The organism is Glaesserella sp. (assembly GCF_041814905.1).
Lineage (GTDB): Bacteria > Pseudomonadota > Gammaproteobacteria > Enterobacterales > Pasteurellaceae > Glaesserella.
In genome coordinates this window covers 1-8,744 of the sequence record NZ_JBGXYA010000071.1, presented here as the reverse complement: position 1 = coordinate 8,744, position 8,744 = coordinate 1, and the positions used below count along the sequence as shown (strand labels likewise).

Below are 8,744 nucleotides of genomic sequence, written 5' to 3'. Positions count from 1 at the left end.
TGTGCTGTGCTGTGCTGTGCTGTTAGGCATGGTAATGTCCCTTTTTAAATGTCTATAATAAGATTTATTATTTTACAAGTCCATTAGCGGGTGAAGCAATAATACAAGCAGTTACAAGCGGTAAGATCCGAATCAAATTTTGCAAATCTTACAAAGTTGGTTGTATTTAATCCTATATCGTACTAAAATAATCGCAATTTAGTACGATATAGGATTATTTAATGACTTTTTACGAACGTCTTTTTCATTCATTTTTATTTGAAATCGGGGCAATGGCAATCGGTGCGGTTGCGGTGTTATTGGCGGGGGATTTCAGTCTTGAAGCGGCGGCGGGAACCGGAGTTGCTATGTCCGTGATGGCAATGGCGCTTAACTTTTTGTTTAACTATGTGTTTGATAAATTCGCGACCGGCAAGCGGGAAGCGCGCAGCCTGAAATTACGGATTCTGCACACGGTCTGTTTTGAGTGTACGTTATTGCTGTTTACCATTCCCGTGGTAGCGTATTTATTGGATTTAAGCCTGTGGCACGCCTTTTTAGCGGATATCGGATTGAGTTTATTGATTATGCTGTACGCCTTGGTGTTTAACTGGCTTTACGACATTACCCGTGTCAAATTTTTGGAGCGCGAACATGAATCCTTTTGATAAATTGGTGGAACTGGCGGCACAACTCTCGAGTATTTACGCTAATGTTGCGAAGCAACACCAACTCACTCTAAACGAATTACATTTTTTGTATTCCATCGGTCGTTACGGTGCGACTTCGCCCACCGCCATCGGCGATAAATGGAGTTTGCCGAAACAAACCGTCACGTCCGTTTGTAAACAATTGGATCAAAAAGGTTTTTTGGTTTTTCTGCCTGATGAGAACGACAAACGCAGTAAGTTGATTGCTTTAAGTGCAAGCGGTAAACTCTTTATCGACCCGATTATCGCTCGGCTCACCGAAGCAGAATTGCAAGTAAGCCGGCAGTTCGGTACGGAGAAATTTGAGCAGTTGCTTGATGAGACCGAAATGGTATTAAATCAACTTGCTACACAGTTAAACACGATTTAGGAGAACCCATGATTAGACCCGCAAAAGCCGATGATGTCGCCCGTATTGCCGAGTTGTTATACCAAGTTCACGCTGTTCACGTTGAAGCTCGCCCTGATATTTTCCAAGCAGGTAAACGCAAATACAGCGATGAAGAAATTTTAGCCTTAATGGCAGACGAACAAAAGCCGATCTTTGTGTATGAAGATGAAAACGGCACGGTGCAAGGCTATGCGTTCTGCATTTATCAAATTACACAAGGCGTTCCGGCGTTATTTGATCGCAAGGTGTTGTATATTGACGATCTCTGTGTGGATGCGTCACAACGAGGCAAGAAAATCGGCGAGAAGTTGTATCAGTATGTGGTGGATTTTGCCAAAGCCAACACTTGCGACAGCGTGACACTTCACGTTTGGAATGACAATCAAGGGGCATTTCGTTTCTACGAACGCTTAGGGCTTGAACCATTAAAAACCTTGATGGAACAGAAACTTTAAGGGAAAAAGAGGTGGGAATTGAATGAAATTTTGCATTTGCAAACTTTTCTTCAAATCCCACCGCTTGTTTTGTGTTATGTCATTAACGTGTAATGCTTATCGCATTTGATTTGGCGTTAAGCCCCATTCGCCGGCAGAAGATTCACCTTTCACATCGCCAACAAACAGGCGAATTTGGGCACGGAATTTTTCCACTTCCGCACGATTTTCCATAAATTGCTCAAATTGGGCTAAGTTTGCGTTTGGATATTCCCAAATGGCTTTATAGCCTTCAGGTTGTTTTACGTCTGTACGCACAGGCCACATATACCAAACATTTTCTTGGAAATCTTTATCTAATAACCAGCTTAAATAAAGTTTTGCCGCTGCCGGGTGTTTGGCGTCTTTTAAAATCGCCGCACGTTGCGCCCAAGCCACAAAACCTTCTTCGCTCGGTAACACAAATCGGGATTTCGCTTCAGGATCGGCTTTTAACATTCCATCGGTTGAGAAAGTCGCCGCATAAGTTCCAGCCTCCACTTCATCTGCTGGTGCTTGTGTGCCACGCACAAAGTGCGGTTCGTTTTTCATTAAATTTTGTAACCAATTCCAACCGTATTTATCCACCGCTAACTTATAGCCGAACAGCACGGCATCATCATCGTTCGGGTAAGTTGAGATGATTTTGCCTTTTAGTTTCGGGTTGGTGTAGTCGGCAAAGGTGGTTGGCGTTGGAATATCGCCGAGCGCCGTTTTGTTTGAAACGTTGCTAAACGCATCCACAAATACACCTGTCCAAGCGCCGTCTTTATCTTTAAACGCTGGGTAAACTTTATCCCAACCCAGTGGTTTATACGCCATTAATACACCTTCCGCTTTCCAACGTGGGTAGTCTTGCAAGGTTTGTAGTTGCACCACGTCCGCTTGCAGATTTTTGGTTTCCAGTTGGTAATCAATGCGGGCATCGTGTACTTTGCTGTAATCTACGATGGTTTGCAGTTTCATTTTTGGGAAACGTTTTTCAAAGGCAGCTTTAATGCCGTTTTGTTGTTCGGCGGTGTCGCCGCCGGCATACACGACTAACGTGCCGCCTTCTTTAACGGCTGCTTGATAAAGTTCCTCTAAAGAACGGGTTTCAGCGTCCACCGCAAAGGCAGACGTGCCGATTAACGCGGTTGAAATTAGGGTAAGTTTTGCAAATAATTTCATCTATTTTCCTTGAATGAGTAATGTTGTTTATTGAATATTTGCATTATATTGAAATAAAAAATGGGAAAAATAGCGTATTTTGAATATAATTATTACAAAAATTGTAACAATGGAGGAGTGATATGGATCGTATTGAGGCGATGAATATTTTTCTGACTGTGGTTGAAACGGGGAGTTTTACCGCAACGGCAGATCGGTTGGATTTATCCCGCCCAATGGTCACTAGAGCGGTGGCATTGGTGGAAGAGTGGTTTAATGCTCGATTATTACAGCGCACCACGCGCCGTGTTTCGCTGACTTCCGCAGGCGAGCGTGCCTTAGCCCATTGTCAAAAAATGGTCGCTTTGGCTACTGAAATTGAACAAGACGTGTTAGCACAACAAGGGGAGTTGCAAGGCTCACTGCGGATTGCCTCAAATTCATCATTTGGTAGCACCCATTTGTTACTGGCGATCAAAGATTTCTTACAACGCCATCCGAAACTGAATATTCAGTTGCAATTAAGCGATCAATCGGTCAATTTAATTGATGAACGCATCGATTTGGCGATTCGATTTACCAATCAGCCTGACCCGAATTTAATCGCCCGCCCTTTAGCGATTTGCCATTCGCTATTGGTTGCCAGCCCTGAATATTTGGCTCAAAAGAGCGTTCCCCAAACACCACAGGATTTGGTGGAACACATCTATTTGGCGCATGCCAATATCAACCGCAAAGAGTGGAAGTTTTATCAAAATGAGCGTGAAATCAGCCTAGAACTCACCAGCCAATTCACCACCAATGACACCGGCGCCTTGTTAAATCTCACGCTTGCAGGCGGCGGCATCGCAATGCTGCCGAAATATCTTTTAAACGAATATTTAGCCAGCCAGCAATTAGTGTCAATCTTAACCGATTGGCAACTCCCAACCTATCAAATTTACGCCCTATATTCTTCTCGCCACAAGTTGCCTTTAACCATCCGCACATTGGTGGATTTTTTGGTAGAGAGGTTTAATGGGGTGAGTTGGTAGTGGATGTTAATTTTATAATTGAAAGTTTTAATGTTTTTCATAAAAGTTTTAAGTGTAATTGAAATTTTTTCTATTTAAAGATAAAGTATCAGGTATAAATTAAGGAATTTGCTATGAAGAAAGATTTAGTTTATCGCCAGAAATACCTTGAAACGGTGCGTCCGTTTATCGGTAAAAGTTTGATTAAAGTGTTCACAGGGCAGCGCCGTGTGGGGAAAAGTTATTTGCTGTTTCAGATTATGCAAGAGATCAAAGTCGCAGATGAAAATGCCCACATTATTTATATCAACAAAGAAGACTTGGCATTTAGCCACATTGCAACCGCTGAAAACCTGAATGATTTTGTACAACAACAGAAAAAGTGCGGTCAAAAAAATTACATTTTTATTGATGAAATTCAAGAAATTACAGGTTTTGAGCAGGCGTTGCGTTCGCTTTTATTAGATGACGAATTGGATTTGTATTGCACGGGCAGCAATGCTCATTTGCTTTCACGGGATATTGCCGGGGCGTTAAGCGGTCGGGCGATTGAAATCAACGTCCATTCCCTGTCCTATTTTGAATTTCTTGAATTTATGAAACTGGATGATAGTGATAAGTCGATGTCGCTGTTTTTGAAATACGGCGGTTTGCCTTATTTGAAAGACTTGCCGTTGCAAGACAATATCGTGTTTGAATATCTGCGGAATATCTATTCCACCATTGCCATTCGTGACATTGTAAACCGCTATGCATTGCGAAATGTGCAATTTTTAGAACAACTCACGCAATTTTTGGCGAGTAATATCGGCAATCTGTTTTCTGCTAAAAAAATCTCTGATTTTTTAAAATCGCAGAAAATTACTACGTCAAGCACACAGGTGCAAAATTATGCGGAATATCTTGCCAACGCTTTTTTAATCCACAAAGTGCCACGCTATGATATTGAAGGAAAACGCATTTTTGAGATTGGCGAAAAATACTATTTTGAAGATTTAGGTTTGCGAAACGCCTTGATTGGTTATCAGGTACAAGACCGTGGCAAATTGCTCGAAAACTGCATTTTCAATCATCTTCAAATCGCAGGTTATGATGTCAAAATCGGCGGTTTAAATAGCCAAGAAATTGACTTCGTGGCAGAGAAAAATGGCGAACGCATTTATGTGCAAGCCACACTTACCATCAACGAAGAAAAAACGCTCGAGAGAGAATTCGGCAACCTGCTCAAAATTCAAGACAACTACCCGAAATATGTGGTGACGATGGACGAATTTGACGGCAATACTTTTGAGGGCGTGCAGTGTTTAAGTTTGAGGGAGTTTTTGAAGTCAGTTTTCGTAAAAAACTAAAAAGTGAATACTGTTTATGGATTACTTTTAAATCAGTCTAATTATTAGCTAAGGAATTTAATATGTCTACTCGTATGACTAAATTTAATCAAGAAATTCTTTCTTTATGGGAAGAAATAGAAGAATCAGTGGATAAAATTAATGCTGCTGGCTTATCAACAGAAGATAGAGATGAGATTGCTCGCTTAAAGAAAGTGGTTACTTATATTTCTGATATGTTAAAAGGAGTTGATCCTGATTTTGTTCCTATGTCTGTATTGGACAAAACAAAAACACCTATCTCAAGCATTAAATCTAATTTAAATAGTTATTTAACAACAAATAATATTACTTATATAAAGAACATTAATAACGATCCTTTAGATACTATATTAAGGGATTTGATGCCTTTTATATTTTACAAAGGAAGAGCTGTATCTGCATTAAATAATGCATTAAATCAATATTCGGAAACAATTTTAGAACATGCTCAATCGTATTTAGCTAATGTTCAATCTTCAGCTCAAGAAGCTGAAAATTTATCTAAGATGGCCAACTTGATTGTTCGTGATTTATCTGAAAAGCAAGAGCAATTTTCTGAATATAGCGAACAACTATTTGAAGAAGATGGAGTGAAATCAAAAATATCTTCATTAGTTAATGATTTTGAAGAGAAAAATTCTCAAATAACAGAATTTCATCAAGAGATTTTTGCCCCTGAAGATGGTATCGAAGAACAAATTAAGAATTACCTTTCAGATGGAAAATCTCAGAATGCAGCATTACATTCACTAAAATCAGATTCTTCACATATTTTAGATGAGCTTGATGAATTTTATGATAAAGTTTTTGGCAAAGAAAATGCAGATGGAGATCTTGAAGGTGGACTAAAAAATGAATTAGAAATAAGAAAAAATGAATTAGATAAATTCAAAACCCAACAGCAAGAGTGTTATCAAGAACTCAATTCTCAAATAGAAAGTCTTTTACCAGGTGCAACATCTGCTGGCTTATCTAGTGCTTATCATGAAATGTATGAAAAATTCAATAATGAAGTAAAAAATTATGGAAATTGGTTTTATGTTTCTTTGATAATTCTGTTTGCAGTTGTTATTGGGGTAAATTTTATACCTAATAAATTCAGTACAACTACTAATGTATATAGTCAAATTAGTGCTAATTATATCGATCAAAATAATATTGATAATGAACAAAAAAATGATTCTGAAATTAGCGGACAAACAAACACAAAACCAGCAAACGATGAAAGCAAAATACATAATGATCAGATAGTTAGTACTAAAGAAGTTTCTTTATCTAATAGAATAATGGCTATTTTAGATAGTTTAATCTATAAGCTACCTTTTGTTCTTCCTGCCCTTTGGTTAGTTCTCTTTATTTCAAGAAGACGAAATGAAGCACAACGCTTAGCTCAAGAATATGCACACAAAGAAGCATTAGCTAAGTCATATGATAGCTATAAACAGCAAATAGAAAAATTATCTGAAGAAAATAGAAATGAACTTTTACCAAAACTTATGGATAATATGCTGAAAGCAATTTCTCTAAACCCAGCAGAAACCTTAGATAAAAATCATAAAGATCCAATTCCAGTAGAAGAAGTCATTAAGAAAAAAGAGTTCTGGGATTTTATTGAGAAAGTAAAGAGTTTAGTACCGACAAAAAAAGAGTAGTATATAATAAATGCCGCCTGAATTCCAGACGGCATTCCCTTACTTATCCACTCCCCTTCTCTTTCAACCACCCCGCTAAATGCTCCGCCACTTGTACGTTGTTCGTATCCGACATTGGGAAGTGGGTGTTACCTTTAATTCCCACTTTTGGCAGTTCGATGACTTCCACTTTGCCGCCGTGTTTGTTTACCACGTCCGCCTATTGTTTTGTGAGGCTTAGGTGGAGGCGTTGAAAGGGTAAAAGTGCGGTCGTTTTGTAAAAGATTTTGCGAAAACAACCGCTTGTGGATTTTTTAGTGGAGAGATTTCGGGGAGTGAGTTGGTAGTTGTAGTGTTGTTTTATCGTAAACCGATTAAAGCCTATAAACTATCTTGACAAAACCTATAAAAAGAGCGATAAACAGCACTAAAAAAGGAGTGCTATTATGCCAAGTATCGTTTTAACTAATACTGTTGCGAGTATTACTGAGCTAAAAACCAATCCTATGGCGACATTTAACGCTGCAGGTGGTGAAGCGATTGCCATTTTAAACCGCAATGAGCCCGCTTTTTATTGTGTTCCCCCACATATTTATGAATATCTAATGGAGCTGGCAGACGATGCCGAACTGGCAAGAATTGTGGAAGAACGTCAAAACGATGAGTTAGTTGAAGTAAATTTAGAGGATTTACGCCGATGACTTATCGCGTGGTATTCCGGAAGGAGGCCCTTAAAGAATTTCAAAAGTTGGATAAGGTGATTGCCAATCAATTTTTAGATAAACTTCAAGAACGCATAGAACAGCCGAGAGTAGCCGGCGCCAAACTTCGTGGTATGAAAGATTGTTACAAAATCAAATTGAGAAGTTCCGGCTATCGCTTGGTTTATCAAGTGGTTGATGAACAGATTGTTATTCAAGTGGTAGCGGTAGGCAAACGTGATCGAAGTGATGTTTACCAAAAAGCACAGTTGCGTTTATGATGACAAATTCTATTTTATGAAACTATTTGCTTAACGTTTTAGAAATAGACAAGCGGTCAAATTCTTACAATTTTTTGCAAAGGCAAAATATCGGAGAAATTTGACCGCTTGTCGTTTTTAATCGAGATTGTTTTAAAATTTGAAACAGTGATATTCAAAAAACACTATTTTTTCTCTTTTTTGTTTCAATATAATCACACACCAACAGCAATCATGCTGAATGAACAAACAAAAAGGAAAACCCAATGAAAAAATCTCTTTTACTTTTAACCGCACTTTTCTCTTCAACCGTTGCAATGGCACAAACGACGCCGGAACAAAACAAAGCGAATGCGTTGGCGTTCTATGAAATGGCGTTCAATCAGCACAAAGTGCAGGAAGCGACCGATAAATATATCGGTAAAGAATACTTGCAGCACAACCCGACCGTGGCGGACGGCGGTCAGGCTTTTGTTGATGCCTTTGCGCCGTTTTTAAAAGCGAACCCAAAATCACGCGCAGAGATTAAACGTGTAATGGCAGACGGCGATTTAGTGATGTTGCACGTTCACAGCAAATTAAACGATGAAGATCGTGGCGAGGCGGTGGTGGATATTTTCCGTTTCGATGAAAACGGCAAAATCGTAGAGCATTGGGACGTAATCCAAGCGGTGCCTGAAAAAACAGAAAGCGGACGTGGGATGTTTTAATTTAAAGTAAGATAATAATGCCATCTGAACAATTGAAGTTCGGGTGGCATTTTGTTTTTATGCGTTTAAAAGTGATCTGCCCCCAAAAGTTGGACAGGTTATTCACGTAAATATTGAGCTCGGTATTGTGCCGGGCTCAATCCTTTTAAGTCGGGTTTAATTCGTTTTTGGTTGTAATATACCAAATATTCTTCAATTTCTGCCTGTAATTCGGCGATTGATGTATAAGTCCGTGAGTAAAAACATTCTGATTTCAATATCGCAAAGAAGCTTTCAATCACGGCGTTGTCGTAGCAATTGCCTCGGCGGCTCATGCTTTGCACTGCCTTGCCTTCCAACATTTTTACCCATTCAGCC

The 8,744-nt window shown here is 39.2% G+C and carries 12 protein-coding genes; 9 read left to right on the top strand and 3 right to left on the bottom strand.

Features of this window, described 5'->3' with window-relative positions:
* The first annotated feature begins 221 nt into the window (after positions 1-221).
* The 3 genes from ACEYJ7_RS09950 to ACEYJ7_RS09940 are packed head-to-tail and all read left to right on the top strand — an operon-like array spanning position 222 to position 1,535.
* Positions 222-647, top strand: a complete 426-nt coding sequence (locus tag ACEYJ7_RS09950; protein ID WP_373778946.1) for a PACE efflux transporter — start codon at positions 222-224, stop codon at positions 645-647.
* Positions 634-1,059 (top strand): MarR family transcriptional regulator, encoded by a 426-nt coding sequence (locus ACEYJ7_RS09945; RefSeq protein WP_373778945.1) that lies wholly within the window; start codon positions 634-636, stop codon positions 1,057-1,059. Before ACEYJ7_RS09950 ends, ACEYJ7_RS09945 begins: the two co-directional genes overlap by 14 nt.
* Before the next feature lie 8 nt (positions 1,060-1,067).
* Positions 1,068-1,535 (top strand): N-acetyltransferase family protein, encoded by a 468-nt coding sequence (locus ACEYJ7_RS09940; RefSeq protein ID WP_373778944.1) that lies wholly within the window; start codon positions 1,068-1,070, stop codon positions 1,533-1,535.
* Positions 1,536-1,631: 96 nt separating this feature from the next.
* On the opposite strand, the gene ACEYJ7_RS09935 is transcribed toward ACEYJ7_RS09940, so the two are convergent.
* Positions 1,632-2,723 carry an ABC transporter substrate-binding protein gene (locus ACEYJ7_RS09935; protein WP_373778943.1) on the bottom strand — a complete coding sequence of 364 codons (1,092 nt, stop codon included), beginning with the start codon at positions 2,721-2,723 and terminating at the stop codon, positions 1,632-1,634.
* 122 nt (positions 2,724-2,845) lie between these two features.
* Between ACEYJ7_RS09935 and ACEYJ7_RS09930 the strand changes: the two genes are divergently transcribed.
* The 3 genes from ACEYJ7_RS09930 (at position 2,846) to ACEYJ7_RS09920 (ending at position 6,737) form a co-directional block, all read left to right on the top strand.
* Positions 2,846-3,736, top strand: coding sequence for a LysR family transcriptional regulator (locus tag ACEYJ7_RS09930; RefSeq protein WP_373778942.1), 891 nt, complete (start codon positions 2,846-2,848; stop codon positions 3,734-3,736).
* 113 nt (positions 3,737-3,849) lie between these two features.
* Positions 3,850-5,064: an ATP-binding protein gene (locus ACEYJ7_RS09925; protein ID WP_373778941.1), complete on the top strand. Its 1,215-nt coding sequence runs from the start codon at positions 3,850-3,852 to the stop codon at positions 5,062-5,064.
* Positions 5,065-5,126: 62 nt separating this feature from the next.
* Positions 5,127-6,737, top strand: a complete 1,611-nt coding sequence (locus ACEYJ7_RS09920; protein WP_373778940.1) for a hypothetical protein — start codon at positions 5,127-5,129, stop codon at positions 6,735-6,737.
* Between the two features lie 43 nt (positions 6,738-6,780).
* Here ACEYJ7_RS09920 and ACEYJ7_RS09915 read toward each other — a convergent pair whose 3' ends face one another.
* Complete coding sequence (locus ACEYJ7_RS09915) at positions 6,781-6,930, bottom strand: hypothetical protein (protein WP_373778939.1); 150 nt, start codon at positions 6,928-6,930, stop codon at positions 6,781-6,783.
* Between the two features lie 232 nt (positions 6,931-7,162).
* Between ACEYJ7_RS09915 and ACEYJ7_RS09910 the strand changes: the two genes are divergently transcribed.
* The 3 genes from ACEYJ7_RS09910 to ACEYJ7_RS09900 all read left to right on the top strand — a co-directional run bounded on the left by ACEYJ7_RS09910 (position 7,163) and on the right by ACEYJ7_RS09900 (position 8,387).
* Positions 7,163-7,417: a type II toxin-antitoxin system Phd/YefM family antitoxin gene (locus ACEYJ7_RS09910; RefSeq protein WP_373768019.1), complete on the top strand. Its 255-nt coding sequence runs from the start codon at positions 7,163-7,165 to the stop codon at positions 7,415-7,417.
* Positions 7,414-7,698: a type II toxin-antitoxin system RelE/ParE family toxin gene (locus tag ACEYJ7_RS09905; protein WP_373768020.1), complete on the top strand. Its 285-nt coding sequence runs from the start codon at positions 7,414-7,416 to the stop codon at positions 7,696-7,698. The genes ACEYJ7_RS09910 and ACEYJ7_RS09905 overlap by 4 nt, the downstream gene beginning before the upstream one ends.
* Before the next feature lie 245 nt (positions 7,699-7,943).
* Entirely contained in the window at positions 7,944-8,387 is a 444-nt protein-coding gene (locus tag ACEYJ7_RS09900; RefSeq protein WP_273318601.1) for an ester cyclase, read from the top strand.
* Positions 8,388-8,485: 98 nt separating this feature from the next.
* Here ACEYJ7_RS09900 and ACEYJ7_RS09895 read toward each other — a convergent pair.
* Positions 8,486-8,744: transposase (locus tag ACEYJ7_RS09895; protein ID WP_373778938.1), on the bottom strand; the 259-nt coding region annotated here is incomplete at its 5' end.

Bases quoted from the DNA above. Each gene is read 5' to 3' on its own strand.
- ACEYJ7_RS09930 (WP_373778942.1), top strand. From the start codon at position 2,846: ATGGATCGTATTGAGGCGATGAATATTTTTCTGACTGTGGTTGAAACG.
- ACEYJ7_RS09900 (WP_273318601.1), top strand. From the start codon at position 7,944: ATGAAAAAATCTCTTTTACTTTTAACCGCACTTTTCTCTTCAACCGTT.
- ACEYJ7_RS09940 (WP_373778944.1), top strand. From the start codon at position 1,068: ATGATTAGACCCGCAAAAGCCGATGATGTCGCCCGTATTGCCGAGTTG.
- ACEYJ7_RS09925 (WP_373778941.1), top strand. From the start codon at position 3,850: ATGAAGAAAGATTTAGTTTATCGCCAGAAATACCTTGAAACGGTGCGT.
- ACEYJ7_RS09950 (WP_373778946.1), top strand. From the start codon at position 222: ATGACTTTTTACGAACGTCTTTTTCATTCATTTTTATTTGAAATCGGG.
- ACEYJ7_RS09910 (WP_373768019.1), top strand. From the start codon at position 7,163: ATGCCAAGTATCGTTTTAACTAATACTGTTGCGAGTATTACTGAGCTA.
- ACEYJ7_RS09945 (WP_373778945.1), top strand. From the start codon at position 634: ATGAATCCTTTTGATAAATTGGTGGAACTGGCGGCACAACTCTCGAGT.
- ACEYJ7_RS09905 (WP_373768020.1), top strand. From the start codon at position 7,414: ATGACTTATCGCGTGGTATTCCGGAAGGAGGCCCTTAAAGAATTTCAA.
- ACEYJ7_RS09935 (WP_373778943.1), bottom strand. From the start codon at position 2,723: ATGAAATTATTTGCAAAACTTACCCTAATTTCAACCGCGTTAATCGGC.
- ACEYJ7_RS09920 (WP_373778940.1), top strand. From the start codon at position 5,127: ATGTCTACTCGTATGACTAAATTTAATCAAGAAATTCTTTCTTTATGG.